This is a genomic window from Paenarthrobacter nicotinovorans (assembly GCF_007670255.1).
GTDB classification, from domain to species: domain Bacteria; phylum Actinomycetota; class Actinomycetes; order Actinomycetales; family Micrococcaceae; genus Arthrobacter; species Arthrobacter nicotinovorans_B.
Genome location: NZ_SZVS01000011.1, coordinates 25807 through 45882, shown reverse-complemented (window position 1 = coordinate 45882; position 20076 = coordinate 25807). Strand labels below are relative to the sequence as shown.

Below are 20076 nucleotides of genomic sequence, written 5' to 3'. Positions count from 1 at the left end.
TGAGGACATGACTTTCGACGCCGCAAGCCACTGCCTTCCCGATGCGGGAACCACCGGACTCCGCTGGCGGGCCGCCACCACCGATGACCTCGATGGGTGGGCCGGATTGATCGCCCGGACGGCCGCCGTCGAACATCCTGTCTGGTTCGAAAAGCGTGGCGATTTGGTCCACATCCTGGAGTCCACCAAGAACCCGCCGCAAACGAGCACGCTGCTGGGCTTTGACGCCACAGGCGTGCCACGTGCATACGGCCGTATCGCCAAGAATCCCGACGGCGACAAAGCCACCGGGATGGCATGTGTCGACCCTCAATGGCAGCAACGCGGCATCGGTTCTGCGGTCCTTGCGTGGCAGGAGCAGCAGGCCCGCAAACGCTTTGATGCCGACGCCGCGGCCGGGCATCCGGCAAGCCCGCCGAGGCTCCGTATCCAGACCGAGCAGCAGCACGAACACCAGGGGAAACTCCTGATGGGTCACGGTTATGACGCCGTTCGCTGGTTCAATGAGATGCACAGGACCCTGGCGGACCAACTGCCCGCTGCGTCCTTGCCGGACGGGTTCGAACTCAGAACTCTTGAAGCCCCGCTCTTTGAGCCCGTGCGAATGGCCCACAACGATGCGTTCAGGGACCATTGGGGGAGCGAGCCACGGGACGAGGAATCGTGGCGCTTCACGATGGAAGAACCCACGGGAAGGCACGACCTCAGCGCCGTGGTGATCGATGCTTCCACCGGTGCAGTGGCCGGGTACCAACTGACCAGCCACGACCCCCATTCCGCCGTCGAGCGCGGATTCAAGGAAGGCTACACGGAGCTGCTTGGCGTCCGGCGCGCCTACCGCGGCCGCGGCATCGCCCAGGCCCTTCTTGCTGACGCCATGCGCCGCTACGCCCTGGCCGGAATGGATGTGGCGTCCCTTGATGTCGACTCGGCCAACCCCACGGGCGCGCTGGAACTCTATCTGGGCATGGGGTACACCCCGGTGAACCGCAGCATGACGTGGGAGAAAATCCTCTAGCCGTCCACGTCGTGCAGATGGTGGACGACGTCATGCAGGAAGTACCGGGAAAACGTCAGCACAGTGAAGGAGGAACCGTTGCTGCGGATTCCGGTGCGTTGCCAGTCATCCTCCACCACGCGGGCAAAGGATTCCGCGATGACAGTGCCTTCGGTTTCCAGCTCGTCCGCCACGGTAGCGGGGTCCGCCGAGCCGTAGTCGCCATCGATCGCGGCCTGGTCCTGGTCCCAATTGGCAAAGCGTGCATCGTCCTCGGTGAGCATCAGGTTCAGGCGCTGGTCGAAGAGGCTGAAGACATCGCGAACATGGCAGGCATATTCCAAGGCAGACCAGGTGTGGTCGTTCGGGCGTGCGGCGACGTCGTCGCGGCGCAGGACCGCGCGCCACCGGGGGAGCATGTTCAGGACCGTGCCAGGCACCGTTGCCGGCGTCACAGTGGCGGGGTCGAAATCACATTCAGGGCACGGCTCGGAGAGGACCCAGGTCCAGTCTTTTTCATCAGGGATGATCGGCATGCCGCCAGTCTAAGCTCCCGGCGTCCGCCTACCCTGCAGGACCGTAAATTCCGCTGCCGTTAGCGATTACTTCCGGTGCGGCCCAGGAGTAAAGTTCGTTCCGGGAGGAGAGCCGGAAAGAGAAAACAATGCTCAAGGATCAGCAGGTTGGTGCCGTCCTACCGGCACACGACATCGCCCGGGCACGCGCTTACTACAGCGAAAAGCTCGGACTTGAACCCGACAATCCGGACGCCGATGACAACCTCCAGTACAGGTGCGGCGGCGGGACCGGATTTCTCATCTACCAAACCTCCAACGCGGGCACGGCAAAGAACACCCAAATAGGCTGGATGGTCGATGATGTCGAAGCCACAGTCGCTGAGCTGCGGGACAAAGGGGTGAAGTTTGAGGACTACGATTTCCCGGGACTGAAAACCGAGAACGGCATTGCCACCATGCCGGACGGGGAGAAGGCAGCGTGGTTCCTTGACAGCGAAGGAAACATACTGAGCATCAACCAAAACGGCTGACGCGGCTAGCGGCGCATGGCCACCCCAACAACAGGGGCCGGCGGTTTAACCGCCGGCCCTCGCCATGCCCTACTCTGCTGGAATATCAGGCCACGCCATGCTCGGCCCGATTGCTTCCACGGGCTGTGACAACGGCACGCCGGAGCCATCCCGCCGCCCATGCTCATGGGGAAGGGCCCGGGCCACTCCGGCCGCGGATGAGGCCTTGGCCGGTCCATGCCCTGCCCAAGCCAGCAGCAGCGTGTCTTCACCCTTGAGGAAACGGTGGACCCGGACGCCACCGGTGGCGCGGCCCTTTGCCGGGTACTCCTCGAAGGCGGTCACCTTGGCCGTTCCGGGTGCCGTGCCAGGCAAGGCGCCGTTCGTCCCCGCGATGGTCACGACGACGGCGGCTGGGTCGTTGGCGCGCACGGTACCGAAGTGGATCACTTCGTCGCCCGCGGCCAACTTGATACCGGCCATGCCGCCGGCCGTCCGCCCCTGCGGACGGACGTTGGAGGCGCTGAACCGCAGCAGTTGGGCTTGCCGGGTCACAAAGACGAGATCGACGTCGTCCTCCTGTGCGGGCTCCACGGCCAAAACCGAGTCCTTGTCCTTCAGGGAGATGATCTCCCAATCCTCGCGGTTCAGCGGATAGTCCGGCTGCACGCGCTTCACGACACCCTGGACGGTACCCAGTGCGAGAATGGCGTCCAAGGGAACAAAGGCCACCAAGGTCTCGCCCTTGAGTAAGGTAATGAAATCCTTGGCAGGAACACCCCCTGCCAGGTTGGGAAGTCCCGAGACCGGTGGCAGGACCGGCATGTCCATCACTTGCAGCCGAAGCATCCTGCCCTGCGAGGTCACTGCACCGATTTCGCCCCGGGCGGTGGTCTTGACCACGGACCGGAAGACATCGTGCTTGGTGCGTGGGCCTGCCTCGGCCAACGGTTCCTGGTTGGAGGTCCTGGCGATCTGCCCGGAGGCGCTGAGCAAGGCCCAGCAAGGATCGTCGGGAATCTCCAAAGGCAGTGCGGCGGCCTTCCCCTTGGGGCCTGGCGCGGCAGCGAGGGCGGCGGCGACAGTGGGTGAAACGGCCTCGGATTCCAACAGCACGGTCCGCCGGGGCGTGCCGTACTTTTCGGCGATGTCACCCAGCTCGCCGGAGACGAGGTCGCGGAGCAATGCGTCGGAAGCCAGAATGGCTTCAAGTGCTTCGATCTCCCGGCGGAGTTCGTCCTGTTCCTTCTCCAGTTCAAGCCGGGAGTACTTGGTCAGTTGCCGCAGCCGCAGCTCCAGGATGTAGTTGGCCTGGATCTCGGTGAGGTCGTAGATGGACATGAGCCGTTCGCGGGCGGCCGATGCCTCATCGGAGGAGCGGATGATCTGGATGACCTCGTCGATGTCCACGATCGCGATCAGCAGGCCCTCCACCAGGTGGAGCCGGTCCTTCTTCTTACCCAGGCGGAACGAGGTACGCCGGCGCACCACGTTGAGCCTGTGCTCCACGTACACCCGCAGCAAATCCAGGAGTCCCAGGGTTTGCGGCTGGCCGTCTACCAGGGTGACGTTGTTGATCCCGAAGGAGTCTTCCATGGGGGAGTAGCGATAGAGCTGCTGCAGCACGGCGTTCGGGTTGAAGCCGTTCTTCAGCTCGATGACCAGCCGCAGGCCGTGGTTGCGGTCGGTGAGGTCAACGACGTCGCTGATGCCGGTCAGCTTCTTGGCGTTGACGGCGTCCTTGATCTTCTCGATGACCTTTTCAGGGCCCACCATGTACGGAAGCTCCGTAACCACCAGGCCCGTGCGGCGGGCCGACAACTGCTCCACCTCCACCTTGGCCCGTGTCTTGAAGGAGCCGCGGCCGGTGGCGTACGCGTCGCGGATTCCATCCAGGCCGACGATCCGGCCACCGGTGGGAAGGTCCGGCCCCGGAATGAAGCGCATGATCTCATCCAGGGTCGCGTCGGGATTGGCGATCAGGTGCCTTGCCGCCGCGATGACTTCCACCAGGTTGTGCGGCGCCATGTTGGTGGCCATGCCAACCGCGATGCCCGTGGTGCCATTGACCAGCAGATTGGGGAAAGCTGCCGGGAGAACGTCCGGCTGGGTCAGCTGGTTGTCGTAGTTGGGGACGAAGTCCACCACGTCTTCGTCGAGGTGGTCGGTCATCGTCAAGGCCGCAGCCGCCAGGCGGGCCTCGGTATAACGCGGAGCCGCAGGGCCGTCGTCGAGCGAGCCAAAGTTGCCATGGCCATCAATGAGCGGCAAGCGCAGCGAGAAGTCCTGCGCCATGCGAACCATGGCGTCGTAGATCGCGGCGTCACCGTGGGGGTGGAGTTTACCCATCACCTCGCCCACAACGCGGGCGCTCTTGACGTGTCCGCGGTCCGGGCGCAGGCCCATGTCCGACATCATGTACAAAATGCGGCGTTGGACAGGCTTGAGGCCGTCGCGTGCGTCCGGGAGGGCGCGGGAATAGATCACCGAGTAGGCGTACTCCAGGAAGGAGCCTTCCATCTCGGAAGTGACATCAATGTCGACGATGTTCTCAGTGAAATCGCCAAGCGGTTCGGCTTTGCGTGCGGAAGTTTGGCTGCGGGCCATGGGGCAGGTGGATCCTCGAAAGTTGTACTGCGGATGTTTTAGCTAGGCTAAGCCTATGGTGGATCAGCCCGGCGTCGGCATTTATCCGGAATATTGGGAGGCCGATGTCGTCCTGCGCGACGGCGGGACAGCCCACCTTCGCCCCATTCGGCCCGAGGACGCCGATGCCCTGCAGGCCTTCCATGCGGGCCAGTCCCAGGCGTCCATCTACATGCGGTTCTTCTCGTTCAAACCGAGGCTGTCCGGCAAGGAAGTGCGCCGCTTCACGGAAGTGGACCACATCAACCGCGTAGCGTTCGTGATCACCATCGGCGGCGAAATCATGGGCATTGGCCGCTACGACCGCCTCGATGACCCCAGCGAAGCAGAGGTCGCCTTCAATATTTCCGACGCCCACCAAGGCCGGGGCATCGGTTCGATCCTCCTCGAACACTTGGCGGTCGCGGCGCGGGAGAACGGCATCCGGCGGTTCACCGCCGAGGTCCTGCCGGACAACCGCAAGATGCTGATGGTCTTCGCAGACGCCGGGTACGACCTCAAGCGGCAATTCGACGACGGCGTGGTCAGTGTCGAGTTCAACATCGATCCCACCGAGAAATCACGGGCAGTCATGGAGTCCCGGGAGCACCGCGCGGAGGCCCGCAGCGTACGCGACCTCCTGTCGCCGTCGTCCGTGGCTGTCATTGGTGCCAGCCGCAAGTGGGGAACGGTCGGCTACCAACTGCTTGAGCACATCATCGAAGGTGGTTTCAAGGGACCTGTGTACGCCGTCAACCCCGAAGCGTTTGAGCTCGCCGGCATGATCTCGTTCTCGAAATTGTCCGAGATCCCCGGCCCGGTCCAGTTGGCGATCGTTGCAGTGCCTTATGAAGAAGTGCCCAAGGTGGTGGACGATTGCGCGGCGGCCGGGGTCAAGGGGATCGTGGTGGCCACTGCGGGATTCGCCGACGACGGCGAGCGGGGCTTGGCGCGCCAGCATGAGCTGGTACGCCGGGCACGGGCCAACGGTATGCGCGTTATCGGTCCGGAGTCGCTCGGGATCCTGAACACGCACCCGGCGGTCTCCTTGAATGCTTCCATGGCCCCCGCCATGCCTCCGCGCGGGAGCCTGGGCCTGTTCAGCCAGTCGGCTGCCGTGGGCGTGGCGGTATATGCGGCCGCCAGCCGCCGTCGACTGGGGTTGTCCTCCTTCCTGTCCGCCGGCAACCGCGCCGATGTCTCCGGCAACGATGTCATGCAGTACTGGGAGGACGACGCCGACACGTCCGCCGTCGGGCTCTACCTGGAGTCCATCGGCAACCCCCGCAAGTTCTCCCGGCTGGCGCGCAGGCTCTCACGCAGCAAGCCGGTGATTGTTGCCAAGTCGGACGTCACCGGCCTCACGCTGCCGCCCGGCCACGAGGTCCGGACTACCCAGGCGCCGTCAGCTGCCTTGGACGCCATGATGCGCCAGGCCGGTGTCATCCGGGTCGACACCATCGAACAACTCATGGACATCGCCCAGATCGCCTCCTCCCAGGCGCTGCCCCAAGGGCCGGGGCTGGCGGTGTACTCCAATTCAGTGGCCTTGGCCAAAGTGGTGGCGGACAGTGCGGTCCCGCTGGGCCTGGACGTCAATCGCCTGGTCACTGAGGTGGACCTCGACGCCGGTATGTCACTCGCGCTGCCGGCGCTACGGGCCAGCCTGCAGGAAAGCCTTGCGGACGACTCTGTCCACGCCGTGGTGGCCGCCCTCCTCCCGGCCCGCGGCCTGACCGTGGAGGCGCTCGCAGGTGTCCTCGCCGGATGCGCCGAGGAGGCCGGGAAGCCCGTTGTCGCGGCCTTCACGGGGATCCTCGACCCTTCTGTCCATGTGGAGGGCATGGTGGGCTCCGCGGGGAAGCCACCGCTGCCGTGCTACTCCAACGCCGGCGCGGCAGTAGCGGCACTGGCTGCCATCGTCCGCTATGCCCAGTGGCGGGACCGCGATCACGGACTTTTCGTCGAGCCTGAGGGCTGCGACATCGACGGCACACGTGAGAGGCTGGCGGCCATGCTGGCCGGTGTCACCGGCGAAAAGATCAGGAAGCTCGACGCCGGTGCAGCTGCGGCATTGCTGGCAGGCTACGGCATCGCGGTGCTGCCGAGCATTGGGTTCGGCACCGATGAGGAGGCCATCGAAGCGGCTGAGGCCGTGGGCTGGCCGGTGGTGTTGAAGACGACCGACCCGGCCCTCCGCCACAGGTTGGACCTGGGCGGGGTGCGCCTGGACATCCAGGATGCCCAGTCCCTGCGGCAGAACATCGCACAGATGCGCCGCGCACTGGAGCCGTTCGGCTCACCCTCGCTGGAAGTCCAAGCCATGGCTCCGGTGGGGCAAGCCTGCACTTTCCGAGCCATGGAGGACCCTCTCCTGGGGCCCGTGGTCTCGTTTGGGTTGGCCGGTGACGCCGTGAACCTTCTGGATGACTGGGCGCACAGGGTGCCGCCGCTCTCGGCTGCCGACTTGCATGATGTCATCCGGTCACCACGGGCGTCGCGGAAACTTTTTGGGTACCAGGGCCTCCCGGCCGTGGATGTGGCAGCCCTTGAGGACATCGCCGCCAGGCTTGCCAAGCTCAAGGATGACCACCCCGGGATTGCGCTGGTGGAGTTCAACCCGGTTCTTGCGGGGCCCGGAGGCGCGAAGATCCTGGGGGCCGAAGTGTGGATCGGTAACGCGGCCCAGCGCACGGACAGTGCCCGCCGGGCGATGCGGAGTTAGCCACAGGCAAGCGGTGGGCGGTTAGGAAGTCCCCAAGCGATCTGTGAAAATGGGGGAATGAGCACCCAGTCTCCGACGCCTCAATCCCGCCCGTCCAACAATGGGAACCATGCCGCGCACAACCACAGCTCGCAGGGACAAAGCCTGGAGCAGGCCCTGCAGCAGGCCGGTTTCTACCCCCGGTTGGTGGCCGACGTCGTCGATGACGCCTTGGATGGCCGTGAGTGCTTGTCGCACCTGGTCCACCTGGAGACGCACTTCGACCGCGCGGAGGTCCGGCGCCACATCACCGTGCTGGTGCTGACGGAAGACATGCTGGTGATCACCCATGTCGATGACCAGCAGCTGGACGAGGCAGGCGAGCAGATCGTTGCGCAGATCTCCACGGAGTCAGTGCCGGTTGCCCAGATCCGCTCGGTGGTCCTCAGCTACATGTACTCCCAGCCGCAAAACTACAAGTCCTCCGATCCCGTCCGGGAGCTGACCGTATCCATCGCGTGGTCGGGTGGGCAGCGGCTGGACATGGGGCCGGCAAGCTGCGGTGATCCCCAGTGCGAGGCCGATCACGGCTACACCGGGACCATCGCCCAGGAAGACATTGTGTTGCGCATCAGCGCCGAAGCTGACGGGCTTCAGGCTGTCCAGGACGCCAAACTCTTTGCGCGCGCCCTGCGTGCAGTCAACACGGGAAACCCGGCCCCGGTCCAGCACTCCAGTATTCCGGCCCCCAGGCCTCGTTCGGGCGTTTTCAGCAACCGCCTGAGCCGCGGGCACCAGCGTTGAGCGGCACCGCGCAGACGCCTGCGTCGACGACGACAACCGAGCTTCCGGCACCACCGCTCTTCGGGACCAAATCGATCGCTGAAGTTCTGACGAGTTCCGCGGCAGCCCTCGGTGTCCCCGGTTTCACCAACCAGCTCCAGCTGCCATCCACCCAGCGTGTCTGCGTTGTCCTCGCCGATGGACTGGGACGGAACCTGCTCAAGCAGAAGGCCTCCCACACACCGTTCCTGCGTTCGATTGTTGCCGCAGGCCAAGGGAACGTCCCGACCTGGCTGGATGCTGCTTTTCCCAGCACCACGGCAGCTTCCCTGGCGAGCCTTGGCACAGGGCTGCCGGCCGGACACCACGGAATGGTCGGTTATGACGTGCTGGACCCCGCCCAGGACAAGGTGGTCAACCTTCTTGGCAACTGGGACGCCCAGGTGGATCCAGCGACGTGGCAGCCCCATCCAACGGTCTTTGAACGCGTAGCCCAGGAGCTGGACGTTGTCACCGTGAGCCTGCCCCAGTTCGGCAACTCGCCCATGACACAAGCAGCGCTACGCGGGAGTCGCTTCGTGGGTGGGACGTCCCTGCACGCCCGGACCGCCGCGGCCGCCGAGGCCATGTCCGGCGGGGGCCGGTCGCTGATGTACTTCTACGCCAACGAATTGGACAAGGCCGGTCACCGCTACGGATGCCAGTCCGAGCGCTGGGAGCACCAGATCGAGGAGCTTGACTCCACGGTAAAGCGGCTCTCCGCGACACTGCCTGCAGGCACCACCATCCTGTTGACCGGTGACCACGGCATGCTGGACGTCCCGGAATCCCAGCGGATCGACTACTCGGCCGATGAGTCGCTGGTGGCAGGTGTCCGGCACACAGCGGGTGAACCCCGCATGGTGCATCTCTACTTGGAAACCGATGCCACTGATGCCCACCGCACTTCGCTGGTGGATGCCTGGAGGCGGCGGTTTGGCGAGAGGATCTGGGTCTTCACGCGCGAACAAGCCGTGGCCGCCGGGCTGTTCGGCGACGTTCTTCCTTCGGTTGCTCCCAGGATCGGCGATGTCATGATTGCGGCCAGGGATACGCTGGCCCTGTACGACACCCGCCGCGTGCGTCCGTCCTCACTGGAAGTCGTGGGGCAGCATGGTTCCTTGACCCGGGCTGAGCGCGAAGTGCCTCTTGTGTGCTTCAGTGCAACCGGCAGGAAGGGCAAACGTGGCTGAACTGGTCTTTTTCTCCGGGACCATGGACTGCGGTAAATCGACGCTGGCGCTACAAATGGACCACAACCACCGCGCCCGTGGACGTGGTGGTGTCCGGTTCAGCCGAAACGACCGGGCCGGCGATTCCGTGATTTCGAGCCGCTTGGGCCTGCAGACCGATGCAGTGGAAGTCGAAGACGCAACCGATTTCTGGGATGAAGTGGTGATCCGCCGAACCAGCGGGCTCCGGGTGGACTACCTCATCTGTGACGAAGCCCAGTTCTACTCACCGGGCCAGGTCGAACAGTTGGCACGGGTGGTGGATGAGATGGACGTGGACGTCTTCGCGTTCGGCATCACATCTGATTTCAGAACCCGATTGTTCCCCGGCTCACAGCGGCTCATTGAGCTGGCGGACAGGGTCCAGGTCCTGCAGGTCGAGGCGCTGTGCTGGTGCGGCCGAAGGGCTACCCAGAACGCCCGGACGCTCAACGGCATCATGGTGGTGGAAGGCGAACAGGTCATGGTGGGCGATGTCGCACCTGCCTCCGGAGACAGCGAAGGCCGGTCCGATGCCGGCGTCGTGGGCTATGAAACGCTGTGCCGCCGGCACTACATGCGAAGGGTCACCGCCCATGGCGCCAACCTTATGGCCGGTGCCGATCAGCCCTTGCCTTTCGACATCGATGCGTGCCTCTGGCCGGGAGCCGGACAGCCTGGCATGCAAGGCCAGCCGGGCACTCAGAGCTAGTCTCCGCGCGCTCCGAAGACGATCTCATCCCAACTGGGAATGCTCGACCTCTTGGGCCGGGCCGGTTGGCGTTCTGCCGGTGGTTCGACGTGTTGCCGGGCGGCCGGTTCGCCGCCCTCTTCCGAGGGTGCTTCGTCTGTGGTTGCAACGTCGCCACTGACGTCTTCAGCGTGGCCGCCGTCGTCGTTTACAGGTGCTTCAGCCGCCGGGCCGCCGCCCAGCAACTCGTCGAGGCCGGCCGGTTTGCGGCCCACAAGGGGCGTGACAGGACGGAGCGGGCTCGCCACGACGGTGATCTCCCGGGTATCGGTGCTTACGCCATTGTGGAGCTTCAGGGAATCGTCTTCGTCATCGGCTTCGAAGTGGCGCGGCGCAAGGCTCAACCGGGACAGCATCGAGGGCCGGCCTTCCCTGCGGGCAAGTTCCTCTTCCACGGAAACCTCGGAGCCGCGGTTCGCGTCGTCGGTTTCGGTCGGCAACTCGGCCTCGTCCTCGCCCGGACGTGGGTGGGCCGCAGGCACGTTGCTCAGCAAGACGGCCAAGGCGTCGTCGCCGTCCTCGTCGACGCCAAGTCGCTGGCCGCGGCGTGAGCGGAGCATGTCCAGGAGGCTGTCCGATTCCTTGGCGGAAGCGCGCGCAGCCGTTTCGGCGTCGGTTTCAAAATCGAAGGGACGGTCGGAGACCGCGGCGAGGCGCCGGGCAGGTACCGGGCCGTCGAGTGGCTCCAGTTCGCTGAGCTGCTGGGCCCAGCGGTTTGCGTTCTGCAAGGACTTGCGTTGGGGGCTGAACGTCCACATCGCCGGTGGTTCCTCGCCGATGCTGCCATGCGTGCCGGGAACGGTCTCGAACCTGGCAACAACAGTCCAGGAACCGTCGGGGCGGCGCCATGAATCCCACTCCACTGTCGACGCGTCGATGCCGTGTGCGGAAAGCCTGTGCTCCACCATTTCGCCCAGGGTGGCCGGTGCGTCTCCGAATGCGGAACGGTAGGCGTCATGGCCCGGAGCCGGGGCGGCAACTTCAATCCCACGGGCCTGGCGGGCAACGTACTCGCGCTCGGCGAGGACCGGACCCTCGTAGCGCTGGACGTTTGCCAGTGGCAGGCCTGAGAGTTCGGAAACTTCTGCTGCGGTCGCACCGCTGCGGATTCTGGCCTGGATATCCCTGGGGGACATGGCAATGGGCGTGTTGGAGGCGCGGGCGGCCACCTGTGCCGGTGTCCGAATCGCAGCTGCCCTCAAAGCCTCGTCGATCGGAAGCTGGAACATCGCACCGCCCGGGCCGCTTAAGAGCAGGTGCCCGCCGTCGTCGTGGACGCCTACCAGCCGTAGATCCTGCATAACACCCTCCACCATGGCATAACTGACATTCGAAACTCTGCCACCAGCAGGGAGCATTTCCTACTAGGAGCGAGGGCGTGCCGTGATTTTCCGCAGAAAGCGGGCAGATCGGGAGCATCAGCGGGTCCAGGAGGGCGCTATGGACTTTTGCTGGGCGGCGGAGGACAATCTGGCCGATATCGGGCACAAATCCGACGTGCCCGGTGTTGCATACACCGGGCGGCACGAGAGCGTGTTGCCCGGTATCCCACCCACAGCAGGGACGGAAGACAAGGAAAAACCATGGCTACCGATTACGATGCTCCCCGGAAGACAGAGGAAGACGTCAGTGAGGATTCCCTGGAGGAGCTCAAGACGCGCCAATCGGGAAAACAGTCCTCGGCGGTTGATGTCGATGAGACAGATCTTGCTGACGGGTTCGAACTGCCGGGAGCCGACCTCTCCGGAGAGGAACTCCTGATTCAGGTCATGCCTCCGCAGCCTGATGAGTTCACGTGCTTCAACTGCTTCCTGGTCAAGCACAGGTCCCAAATAGCTGCCGAACGGGGCGGCCATCTGTATTGCACGGAGTGTGAAAGCTGAACCTAGGTGTGAAAGTTGAACAGGACCGGCCGGCTGGCTTCAGGAGCGCGGTGCCGCCAGGGCCGCAACGAGCTCTTCGGGCCTGCGTGTTGATGCCAGCCAGTAAGGAGTGCGGTCGGCCGGATCGGTGATCTCGATTTTGACCACGGGATCAATCCAGCCACGGAAGCACATGTAGGCCAATCCGTTCAGGCGCGGCCCGCGCTCAGCTGTCGCTTCGGCCTTCCTGAACGCCTGGACTGAACCTACGAACGCACGGTCAATGCTGGCCCGGCCCACCCGGACGGTGTCTGAGGTGACCGTGATGGTGGGAGTCGAAAGGACCAGCATGGTGGTCATGATGGCCAGCAACGCAAGGGCAGCGATGGCGGCCGCGGCCGGGCTGATGGGGCCGAACATCAGCAGGCCGGCGCTTGAGAGTCCGACGACGACGATCCAGATCCACAACGAGGGCCAGAGTTTCTCCGTGTACAGGACTCCTGAAGGGGAGGGGGTGTTCCGGGCAGGCACGGACGAGGACTGGTCAGGCGTAGGCATGCCCCCAGTTTATCCGGCCACCAGGCGCCGGGAGTCCGCCGGGGCAGCGACCACGGGAAAACAGGAAATGCCAGTAACAGTAGAATGGACCACTGTGAGCAATGAGACCGCAGTATTCAGTGAAGACGCCGTAAGCCCCGATGTGGAGGCGGCCACCAGTTATGGGGCCCCCACCTTGGACGTTCAGCTGAAAATGCTCGACGACGGCCTGGAAGCGCCGTCGTACGCCCACCCCGGCGACGCTGGAGCTGATCTCCGGGCACGCGAGGATGTGCACCTGGCCCCTGGAGAGCGCAAGCTGGTTCCGACGGGAGTCTCCATTGCCCTGCCGGACGGCTTCGTTGCCCTTATCCATCCGCGTTCGGGGCTCGCTACCAAACACGGACTGACTGTCGTCAACGCACCGGGAACCGTGGACGCGGGCTACAGGGGCGAAATAGCAGTGACCCTGCTGAACACCGACCAAAGCAACCCCATCAGCCTCAAGCGCGGCGACAGGATTGCCCAGATGGTGATCCAGAGGGTCGAGTACGCACGGTTCGTCACCGTTGACCAGTTGTCCGAATCGGTCCGTGGCACTGGAGGATTCGGCTCTACCGGCGGATTCAACGCACCCAAGGCCTGAGCCGGCTGCTCCCAGCGACGATTGACGCCGTGGCCTGGTTAACGTGCACCAACCTGGTTGCGGTTTACTTGGGGATAGATCACTACTAAGGAGAAAACCCAATGCTTTTTGGGCGCGGTAAAAAGTCCAAGGCCGAGCGGGCAGGCAGTGCCGGCACCGTCGAGGAATCCGGTGCAGGTACTGAGGAGACCCCGGCAGCCGGGGACCGCGTTCCCGGCGACTTCCGCCTCGGCAAGGGACCGCTGGACGTTGATGAGATCGATAGCCGCGAAGGTTATGTGGATCTCGGCGCCCTCCTGATCGCTCCCTCTGAAGGCCTCCAGCTCCGTTTGGAGGTGGAAGAGGCCACTCAGCGTGTCGTCGCCGTGACCCTGGACCTGGGCGGCTCCAGCCTGCAGCTTCAGGCGTTTGCTGCCCCCCGCTCCGAAGGGCTCTGGGATGAAATCCGGGAGCAGATCTCCCAGTCCGTAGCCAGCCAGGGCGGCGAGACCGAGGAAATCCAGGGCGAGTTCGGATCAGAGCTTGTGGCCAAGCTGCCTGCCGAAGCTGCTGACGGAAGCAAGGGCTTCCGCGCCGCACGCTTCATGGGCGTGGATGGACCGCGTTGGTTCCTTCGCGGCGTCCTGGGCGGACAGGCGGCCTTGGAACGTGGCGCTGCTGCAGACCTTGAGGAACTGTTCCGCCGCGTGGTGGTGGTCCGCGGCGACAATCCGATGCCTCCGCGCGAATTGCTGCAGCTGCGCTTACCCAAGGATGCCGCTGTACCCGGCCAGGCCGGTGCTCCCCAAGGTGCCGTCCCGCCGTCGGGCCCTTCCTTGCAGCAGCCTGAGCGAGGCCCGGAGACCACCCAGATTGGCTGATTTGCCAGGCAACGGTGGAGTGGCTGCCCAACCTCCCGTGGAAGTGGGGATCCGTGACCTTCCCGAACGGGGAAAAGCCGTGTGCGTCGGTTTCATCGAGTCCGTGACGCACCAGCCGCCCAGCACGCAACCGTTCTTCTCCGCCATCGTGGTGGACGCGTTGCGTCCTGGGGTGCAAGCACCGCCTACGGCTGCGGGCTCCAGGAAACAGTACGATCGCTTACGTGTGATCTGGCTGGGACGCACGCGGGTGCCCGGCATCGAGGCGGGCGTTGAACTTCGCCTCGACGGAATGGTGACCCAGCTCGACGGCTTCCCTGCCATGTTCAACCCGCGCTACGAAATACTTTCCCGTCAGGAGCACCTATGACCGTGGCCAACGGATCAGAGCCCAAGGACAGCGGGTCGTCCTCGAACCAGCAGGGCAGCACCCATCCCGCGGATGCGCCCAAGCCCGCCGGCGAAGGCCCGCGCATGTCCGACATCGCCGCCGGGTACGCCGAGAAAGCCGGACTCCACCGCAACAGCGCCGGCCACGTCGACATGCTGAAGTCGGCCGGCGGCGTGCAGGGCATCGCCGAGAGCATCTTCCCGGGGCTGGTCTTCCTGGTGACCTTCACCATCACACGCGACCTGACGCCGTCGCTCATTGCGGCACTTGCTGCCGCCGCAGTCTTCACGGTCGTGCGCCTCATCCAGCGGCGCCCCTTGACGCAGGCGCTGGCAGGCGTTGTCGGCGTCGGCATCTCGGCCTGGTTGGCGAACACCACCGGCAAGGCCGAGGACTTCTATGTGCTGGGCTTCTTCACCAACCTGGCCTACATCGCCGCCATGGTGCTTTCGATCGTGCTCAAATGGCCTGTTGCCGGCCTGCTCTTCGGCTTCGTGCGCAACGAGGGACTCGAATGGCGGAAGGACCCGGAACGGCTCCGTGCCTACAAGCTGGGCACGTGGATCGTGGTGGCCGTGCTGGCCTTGCGCCTGGTGGTGCAAGTACCGCTGTATTTCATGGGCGAGGCCGGATTGACCGCCCTCGCCACTACCCGGCTCCTGATGGGTGCACCGCTTTACATCCTGGGCTTGTGGGTTGCCTGGCTTGTGACCAAGCCGGCAGTTCAGCCGTCGAAGCCGTCGTCGTCAGAAACCTGATCGGCTTCTTCGGCGTGCTCCCCGCGCGCCTCGCCTGCCGGTGAATTCCGCGATAACAAGGCGCGGAGGCCGTTTTCGGCTGCAATGGTGGTGACGAAGAACAGTTCGTCACCGCCGTCCAGGACGTCATCGCGGGTAGGGGTAATAGGGGCCTGGTCGCGCAGGATCGCCACAAGCGTGGCATCTTCCGGCCACTCGATATCGCCCACCGTACTTCCAATGACATGGGAGTCGTGCGGAACCGTGAATTCGACAATGGACGCGACACCGGTTTGCAGGGTAAGCAGGCGCACGATGTCGCCAATCTCCACCGCTTCCTCCACGAGGGCCGTCATGAGCTGCGGGGTATTGACCGCGACGTCGACGCCCCAGGAGTCGTTGAACATCCAGTCGTTCTTCGGGTTGTTGACGCGTCCCACCGTACGTCCCACGCCGAATTCGGTTTTGGCCAGGAGTGAGACCACCAGGTTGACTTTGTCGTCGCCGGTGGCCGAAACCACGACGTCGGCATCGTCAAGTTTGGCGTCCTGCAGGGTGCTCAATTCGCAGGCATCGCCCACCAGCCAGCGGGCGCCCCGGAGTCCACTGCGTCCGATGACTTCGGGCTTGAGATCGATCAACAGGATCTGGTGTTGATGGGCCAGCAGCTCACGCGCGATGGATGAGCCGACGCTGCCTGCGCCAACGATGACAACTTTCACTAAGACTCCTTGGCGGGTGCTTTGGCGAGGATCCGGCTGATCTCGGAAGTGCGTTCCAGGTTCAACATGGCGTGGACAGTGTCGCCTTCCTGGTAGGCGGTGCCGGCCTGGGGGAGCAGGCCCTCGCCGAAACGGGTCAGGAAAGCGATGCGGATACCTGCGGCTTGTTCGATGGAGCTGAGCCTGTGGCCGATCCATTCCGGGTGAAGGTCCACTTCGGCCAGGACCAGGCGTCCGGACGGTTCGCGGTAATCGCCTGCCAAATGCTGTTCGGGCAGGATCCGGCGGAGGACCTGGTCGGCGCTCCAGCGCACCGCGGCAACCGTGGGGATTCCCAGGCGCTGGTAGATTTCGGCGCGTCCGGGATCGTAGATGCGTGCCACCACGTGGGCGACGTGGAAGGTCTCGCGGGCTACACGGGTGGCCAGGATGTTGGAGTTGTCACCGCTCGAGACCGCCGCGAATGCGTAGGCCTCCTGCACGCCTGCTTGCTTTAGGGTGTCCCGGTCGAAGCCGACACCAGTGACTTTCCGCCCGGTGAAGGACTTGCGCAAACGGCGGAAGGCCCGCTCGTCCTGATCGATGATGGCCACCGAATGGCCTGCATCCTCCAAAGTGTGTGCCAGGGTTGCGCCAACACGCCCGCAACCCATGATCACGAAGTGAGCCACCATGTCTCCTAATGTGTGTCGTCCCTGCCGCTCGGTATGACTTTACCGTTGCCACGTGGCTAAGCACGTCTTCGCCGTCATGACATCGCAGGGTATTCAGAGTAGCTTTGCGGAGTGCTGACAATTTTGAATGCCGCGAAGCGGGTGCTGGTGGGCCGGCCCTTCCGGAACGACCGGCTGTCCCACACGCTGCTGCCCAAACGCATCGCCTTGCCGATCTTCGCCTCGGACGCCCTGTCCTCGGTGGCGTACGCACCGGACGAAATCCTGCTCACACTCGCCCTTGCCGGCGTCAGCGCAGTGGCGTTTTCACCGTTGGTTGGCCTCGCCGTCATGGTGGTATTGCTCACAGTCGTGGCGTCCTATCGTCAGAATGTCCACGCCTACCCTTCCGGTGGCGGCGATTACGAGATCGCGAACGTCAATCTTGGCAAGTACGCCGGCCTGACCGTTGCGTCGGCCTTGCTGGTGGATTATGTCCTCACTGTTGCGGTGTCGATGTCCTCGGCGGCCACGTATCTGACGACTGCCATCCCGTCACTTCATGGACAGCAAGCCCTCATTGCCACCATCGGTGTGATCATCCTGGCGCTGGTCAACCTGCGGGGTATCAAAGAGGCCGGCACCGTGTTCGCTGTTCCCACCTACATCTTCATGGCGTCCATCCTTGGCATGACCGCGGTGGGTATCTTCCAGGCAGCCACAGGCCAGTTAGGGGAGGCGCCGTCTGCACACTTCACCATCGTTCCCGCACCTGGTTTCGATGAAGGCCTGGTTGGCCTGGCCGGTGCCTTCCTGCTGCTTCGTGCCTTCTCCTCGGGCGCCGCAGCCCTGACAGGTGTCGAAGCCATCAGCAACGGCGTGCCCAACTTCAAGAAGCCCAAGAGCAAGAACGCCGCAACCACCTTGCTGCTGCTTGGTGTCATCGCTGCCTCCATGTTGGCCGGCATCCTGTATCTGGCCAACGCCACCAAGGTGCATATCGTGCTGGACCCGGCCCAGGAGTTTTTGGTGGACGGCAAGCCTCTGGACGAGGGGTACATCCAGACTCCGGCGATCAGCCAGATCGCCGACACGATCTTCGGGGCCGGTTCCATACCTTTCTATGTGGTGGTGGCAGCCACGGGCATCATCCTTGTGTTTGCTTCCAATACAGCCTTCAACGGATTCCCGGTTCTGGGCTCCATCCTCGCCCAGGATGGCTACCTTCCGCGCCAGCTGCGGACCCGCGGCGACAGGCTCGCCTTCAGCAACGGCGTCCTGGCCCTGGCAGCGGGAGCGCTGGTGCTGATCCTGGCGTTCAATGCAGATGTCACCAAGCTGATCCAGCTGTACATCGTGGGTGTCTTCATTTCCTTCACAGCCAGCCAACTTGGCATGATCCGCCACTGGGGCCGCGAGCTGAAGCTGGCGAAGGACAAAGTTGTCCGCCGCAGGATCATCAAATCCCGCACCATCAACATGATGGGCTTCGGCATGACGGCACTGGTGCTGGTCATTGTCCTGATCACCAAGTTCGAGCAGGGAGCCTGGATTGCCTTGCTCGCCATGTTCATCCTGTTCCTCATCATGTGGAGCATCCGCGCCCACTATGACAACGTGGCCAAGGAGCTCGCCGTGGACGAGGATTCCTCCCCACGCGCCCTGCCGACACGTGTCCATGCTGTGCTCCTGGTCTCGCACGTCCGCAAGCCCGTCCTGCGGGCCCTGGCCTATGCCCGCGCTTCGCGGCCGTCCCGGCTGGACGCCGTGACCGTTGACATCAACTCCGAAGAGACCGAACACACCGTCAGGGACTGGGAAAAACTGGAAATTCCCGTTCCGCTGACAGTATTGGCCAGCCCCTACCGCGAGACCGTGACGCCCATCATGGATTACATCAAGAACATGCGCCGCGACTCACCACGTGACCTCATCGTCGTCTACATTCCCGAGTACGTGGTGGGTAAATGGTGGGAACAGCTGGTCCACAACCAGACAGCACTCAGAATCAAGACGAGGCTCCACTTTGAACCCGGAGTCATGGTTGCCAGCGTTCCCTGGCAGCTGAAATCGTCCGAAGAAGCAAAGGCACTGCAGGATACCCAATGACCTCCCACAGCAATTCCGCCCTCACGGGGCACAGCGATACCCCTGGAAACCAAGCAGTGGAAGGCAATGAAGCGGTCGTCACCGTCGGTCCCATCGCCCATGGCGGGCATTTCGTGGCACGCCACGAAGGCCGGGTCATCTTCGTCCGCCATGCCATTCCCGGTGAGAAGGTCCGTATCAGGTTGACCGACGCCGGTGAGTCGTCGCGCTTCTGGCGTGCCGACGTCGTCGAGGTCCTCGAACCCTCACCCGATCGCGTTCCCCATTTCTGGAAGCCGGCCGACGCCCTGGCCTCCTGGAAACGCGGCACCCCTCCTGTCGGCGGTGCCGAGCTCGGGCATATCTCCCTTGCCAGGCAGCGGGAGCTGAAAGCAGACGTCCTGGCTGAGCAGTTGAAGCGGCTCGCGGGCCTCGACCTCGCCACTGAAGTGGAGGCCGTAGGAGCTTCCGACGACGGCGGACTCGGCTGGCGCACGCGCGCCAGCTTCGCGGTAACGCCCAACGGTCGCCTCGGAATGCACGCGCATCGATCTGACGTGGTGCTGCCCATCAAGGAGATGCCGCTGGCACTTCAAGGAATCAACGATCTCGGGTTATGGGATGTCGATCTTTCCGGCATTGCCCGGGTCGAGGTCGCCGTTCCATCCAACGGTTCCCGGCCCCTGGTGCTGCTGGCGCCGGAAGAGGGCACCAGCCCCAAAAGGCTGCACAGCATCGTCTCCCAACTTCCCCACGACGTCTCGGTGGCGGCCTTTGAGCCGGGCAAGGGCGAGGTCCGGCAACTCCGGGGGAGGACGTGGGTGCAGGAGAGTGCCGCCGGCCACGAGTACCGGGTCACCGGTGAGGGTTTCTGGCAAATCCACAAGGAAGCGCCGGACACGCTGGCGGGCGCCGTGACCGACTATCTTTCCGGGGGTGGGTATTTGCACCCCGGCGCTGCCGTGGCCGATCTGTATGCCGGTGCGGGACTGTTTACGGCCCTTCTGGCGGATGTTGTGGGGGTGACCGGTACGGTTCTGTCGGTCGAAGGCTCCCCGGGTACCAGCCGGGACGCACGGAAAAACCTCCATGGAGCACCCCAGGTGGAGATCATCCAGGGCAGGGTGGAGCGGGTGCTGCATCAGCGTGCCCGCAGTTTCGACTCCTTGGTGCTGGACCCGCCGCGCGCCGGCGCCGGCAAGGCAGTGGTCAAGCAACTTATGGCCACCGGCCCCCGCGCCATCGCCTATGTGTCCTGCGATCCCGCGTCCTTTGCGCGTGATCTGGGTTACTTCCACCAGGGCGGCTGGCGGCTTGAGTCGCTGCGCGCCTTTGATCTTTACCCCCACACGCACCACTTGGAAACTGTCGGCCTGCTTGTCCCGGCAGCCTAAGGGGGCCGGCCGCCGGTCCGCGGGAGACTGCGGTCGCGGCGGCTTTGGT

Annotated in this window: 19 protein-coding genes; 13 read left to right on the top strand and 6 right to left on the bottom strand. The window is 64.2% G+C overall.

The genetic code is table 11. The features are described from left to right. Positions 1–7: 7 nt before the first annotated feature. Positions 8–1018 carry a GNAT family N-acetyltransferase gene (locus FDP28_RS15975; RefSeq protein ID WP_144662529.1) on the top strand — a complete coding sequence of 337 codons (1011 nt, stop codon included), beginning with the start codon at positions 8–10 and terminating at the stop codon, positions 1016–1018. On the opposite strand, the gene FDP28_RS15970 is transcribed toward FDP28_RS15975, so the two are convergent. Then, positions 1015–1533 carry a DinB family protein gene (locus FDP28_RS15970; protein ID WP_144662528.1) on the bottom strand — a complete coding sequence of 173 codons (519 nt, stop codon included), beginning with the start codon at positions 1531–1533 and terminating at the stop codon, positions 1015–1017. The genes FDP28_RS15975 and FDP28_RS15970 overlap by 4 nt on opposite strands. Before the next feature lie 128 nt (positions 1534–1661). Here FDP28_RS15970 and FDP28_RS15965 point away from each other — a divergent pair, with 128 nt between their 5' ends. Further along, complete coding sequence (locus FDP28_RS15965) at positions 1662–2045, top strand: VOC family protein (protein ID WP_144662527.1); 384 nt, start codon at positions 1662–1664, stop codon at positions 2043–2045. Between the two features lie 69 nt (positions 2046–2114). On the opposite strand, the gene FDP28_RS15960 is transcribed toward FDP28_RS15965, so the two are convergent. Continuing rightward, positions 2115–4631, bottom strand: coding sequence for a DNA gyrase/topoisomerase IV subunit A (locus tag FDP28_RS15960; RefSeq protein ID WP_144662526.1), 2517 nt, complete (start codon positions 4629–4631; stop codon positions 2115–2117). Positions 4632–4686: 55 nt separating this feature from the next. Between FDP28_RS15960 and FDP28_RS15955 the strand changes: the two genes are divergently transcribed. From FDP28_RS15955 to FDP28_RS15940, 4 genes are read left to right on the top strand one after another with little or no spacing between them, the layout of a single operon-like run. Beyond that, the gene (locus FDP28_RS15955) at positions 4687–7374 is read left to right on the top strand and encodes a bifunctional acetate--CoA ligase family protein/GNAT family N-acetyltransferase (protein ID WP_144662525.1); all 2688 of its coding nucleotides are present in this window, start codon (positions 4687–4689) and stop codon (positions 7372–7374) included. Between the two features lie 57 nt (positions 7375–7431). Continuing rightward, the gene (locus FDP28_RS15950) at positions 7432–8157 is read left to right on the top strand and encodes a DUF5998 family protein (RefSeq protein WP_144662524.1); all 726 of its coding nucleotides are present in this window, start codon (positions 7432–7434) and stop codon (positions 8155–8157) included. Beyond that, the gene (locus FDP28_RS15945; RefSeq protein ID WP_144662523.1) at positions 8154–9368 is read left to right on the top strand and encodes an alkaline phosphatase family protein; all 1215 of its coding nucleotides are present in this window, start codon (positions 8154–8156) and stop codon (positions 9366–9368) included. The genes FDP28_RS15950 and FDP28_RS15945 overlap by 4 nt, the downstream gene beginning before the upstream one ends. Continuing rightward, the gene (locus tag FDP28_RS15940; RefSeq protein WP_144662522.1) at positions 9361–10098 is read left to right on the top strand and encodes a thymidine kinase; all 738 of its coding nucleotides are present in this window, start codon (positions 9361–9363) and stop codon (positions 10096–10098) included. The genes FDP28_RS15945 and FDP28_RS15940 overlap by 8 nt, the downstream gene beginning before the upstream one ends. On the opposite strand, the gene sepH is transcribed toward FDP28_RS15940, so the two are convergent. Then, positions 10095–11438 carry a septation protein SepH gene (sepH, locus tag FDP28_RS15935; protein ID WP_144662521.1) on the bottom strand — a complete coding sequence of 448 codons (1344 nt, stop codon included), beginning with the start codon at positions 11436–11438 and terminating at the stop codon, positions 10095–10097. The two genes, FDP28_RS15940 and sepH, sit on opposite strands and share 4 nt — an antisense overlap. Before the next feature lie 282 nt (positions 11439–11720). Between sepH and FDP28_RS15930 the strand changes: the two genes are divergently transcribed. Then, positions 11721–12020, top strand: a complete 300-nt coding sequence (locus FDP28_RS15930) for a DUF4193 domain-containing protein (RefSeq protein ID WP_018778688.1) — start codon at positions 11721–11723, stop codon at positions 12018–12020. Between the two features lie 39 nt (positions 12021–12059). On the opposite strand, the gene FDP28_RS15925 is transcribed toward FDP28_RS15930, so the two are convergent. After that, positions 12060–12557: a DUF3093 domain-containing protein gene (locus FDP28_RS15925; RefSeq protein WP_186313659.1), complete on the bottom strand. Its 498-nt coding sequence runs from the start codon at positions 12555–12557 to the stop codon at positions 12060–12062. 94 nt (positions 12558–12651) lie between these two features. Here FDP28_RS15925 and dut point away from each other — a divergent pair, with 94 nt between their 5' ends. The 4 genes from dut (at position 12652) to FDP28_RS15905 (ending at position 15191) form a co-directional block, all read left to right on the top strand. Then, positions 12652–13182 carry a dUTP diphosphatase gene (gene dut / locus FDP28_RS15920; protein WP_144662520.1) on the top strand — a complete coding sequence of 177 codons (531 nt, stop codon included), beginning with the start codon at positions 12652–12654 and terminating at the stop codon, positions 13180–13182. Between the two features lie 101 nt (positions 13183–13283). Next, positions 13284–14042, top strand: coding sequence for a DUF3710 domain-containing protein (locus FDP28_RS15915; RefSeq protein WP_144662519.1), 759 nt, complete (start codon positions 13284–13286; stop codon positions 14040–14042). Continuing rightward, a complete protein-coding gene (locus FDP28_RS15910) occupies positions 14035–14412 on the top strand; it encodes a hypothetical protein (RefSeq protein ID WP_260842499.1) in 378 nt (125 codons plus the stop codon). The genes FDP28_RS15915 and FDP28_RS15910 overlap by 8 nt, the downstream gene beginning before the upstream one ends. After that, on the top strand, positions 14409–15191 hold the full coding sequence (locus FDP28_RS15905) for a DUF3159 domain-containing protein (protein WP_144662518.1): 783 nt from the start codon (positions 14409–14411) through the stop codon (positions 15189–15191). The genes FDP28_RS15910 and FDP28_RS15905 overlap by 4 nt, the downstream gene beginning before the upstream one ends. On the opposite strand, the gene FDP28_RS15900 is transcribed toward FDP28_RS15905, so the two are convergent. Then, positions 15158–15892 carry a potassium channel family protein gene (locus FDP28_RS15900; protein WP_144662517.1) on the bottom strand — a complete coding sequence of 245 codons (735 nt, stop codon included), beginning with the start codon at positions 15890–15892 and terminating at the stop codon, positions 15158–15160. The two genes, FDP28_RS15905 and FDP28_RS15900, sit on opposite strands and share 34 nt — an antisense overlap. Further along, a complete protein-coding gene (locus FDP28_RS15895; RefSeq protein WP_144662625.1) occupies positions 15892–16563 on the bottom strand; it encodes a potassium channel family protein in 672 nt (223 codons plus the stop codon). Before FDP28_RS15895 ends, FDP28_RS15900 begins: the two co-directional genes overlap by 1 nt. Positions 16564–16677: 114 nt before the next feature. On the opposite strand from FDP28_RS15895, the gene FDP28_RS15890 reads away from it, so the two are divergent. Beyond that, on the top strand, positions 16678–18654 hold the full coding sequence (locus tag FDP28_RS15890; protein ID WP_144662516.1) for an APC family permease: 1977 nt from the start codon (positions 16678–16680) through the stop codon (positions 18652–18654). Beyond that, the gene (locus FDP28_RS15885) at positions 18651–20027 is read left to right on the top strand and encodes a class I SAM-dependent RNA methyltransferase (RefSeq protein ID WP_144662515.1); all 1377 of its coding nucleotides are present in this window, start codon (positions 18651–18653) and stop codon (positions 20025–20027) included. Before FDP28_RS15890 ends, FDP28_RS15885 begins: the two co-directional genes overlap by 4 nt. Positions 20028–20076 lie beyond the last annotated feature (49 nt).